1 protein-coding gene is annotated in these 1,429 nt (G+C 59.1%); it reads left to right on the plus strand.

Annotation, left to right across the window (positions count from 1 at the left end):
* Nucleotides 1–53 precede the first annotated feature (53 nt).
* A protein-coding gene (locus tag KW836_RS27640) for an IS3 family transposase (protein ID WP_370633084.1) occupies nt 54–1,399 on the plus strand; the annotation gives its coding sequence in 2 pieces (ribosomal slippage) (nt 54–518 and nt 521–1,399; 1,344 coding nt in all).
* The last annotated feature ends 30 nt before the right edge of the window (nt 1,400–1,429 follow it).

Raw genomic sequence — 1,429 nt, forward strand, 5'->3', positions numbered from 1 at the left:
ACTGAACTGACCCCCGAAAGTTGGACATTGATCCAACCTTCGGGGGTTTTTACATGGCGAAGTACGAAGAGCAATTCAAGATCAAAGTGGTGCAGGCGTACCTGCAAGGCACGGACGGCTTCAAATCGGTGGCGCGCCGATACGAAGTGCCGCACTCGATGGTGCGGCGCTGGGTCGGGAGTTTTCGAGCGCATGGCGTTAACGGGTTGCGCAGGCAATCTGGCTCGTATAGCGCGGCCTTCAAACAATCGGTGCTGATCAAGATCCGGCGCGAAGGTCTATCGGACACGCAGGCAGCGGTGTTGCTGGGGATTCGTCATACAGGGCACATTACGAAATGGCGCGCCCAGTATGATGCTGGGGGTATAGAGGCGCTGGCGCGCAAGCGCCGAGGAGCAAGCATGCCGCATAAGTACCCCCCAGAGCCGGTGTCCAAGGACATGACCAAGGAAGAACTGGAGCAAGAGCTGGCCTATCTGCGCGCGGAGAACGATTACCTAAAAAAAATGAAGGCCTTGATCGAAGCGGAGAAGACCCGGGCGCTGGTTGGAAAGCGCAAGTGGTCCAAGGATTAAGGCCCAAGCATCCGCTGGCACTACTGCTACGCGTAGCCAAGCTGTCGCGCAGCACGTTTTATTACCACCTGAAGTCGTTCGGAGCCGTGGACCCGTACACCGAGCTCAAGCAGCGCATCAGCGCGGTTTATGCCCGTCACAAGGGCCGCTACGGCTACCGCCGCATTACCGCGGTCTTGCGCCAGGCCGGTGAGCTAGTGAACCACAAGACCGTGCAGAAGCTGATGCAGGCGCTAGGCTTGAAGTCGCTGGTGCGCGCCAAGAAGTACCGGTCCTACCGAGGCCAATCGCACCACGTGGCGGCCAACGTGTTGGCGCGCGACTTCGAGGCGGCGCGTCCGAACCAGAAGTGGGTCACCGATGTGACCGAGTTCAACGTGCGTGGCGAGAAACTGTACCTGTCGCCGGTGATGGACCTGTACAACGGCGAGATCGTGGCCTACGAGACCAGCCGCCGGCCGGTGTTCAGGCTCGTGGGCAGCATGCTGAAGAAGGCGCTGGCGCGGCTGCTGCCGACGGAGCGTCCAGTGCTGCACTCCGATCAGGGCTGGCAGTACCAGCAGCAGAGCTACAGGCGGATGCTGGTAGATAGATCGGTGACGCAAAGCATGTCACGCAAGGGAAACTGCCTGGACAATGCCGCTATGGAAAGCTTCTTCGGCACGCTCAAGGCTGAGTTCTTCCACTTGAATCGCTTCGAAAGCATCGAGCAGTTGCAAGCCGGCATCCGACAGTACATCCGTTACTACAATCATGATCGCATCAAGCTCAAGCTAAAAGGCCTGAGCCCGGTGCAATACCGAGCTCAGGCCTTCGGGCTTTAGCTGACCGTCCAACTTCTGGGGGTCAGTTCA

The organism is Achromobacter sp. ACM05, assembly GCF_019218915.1.
In the GTDB taxonomy this organism is placed as follows: Bacteria; Pseudomonadota; Gammaproteobacteria; order Burkholderiales; family Burkholderiaceae_B; genus Achromobacter; species Achromobacter animicus.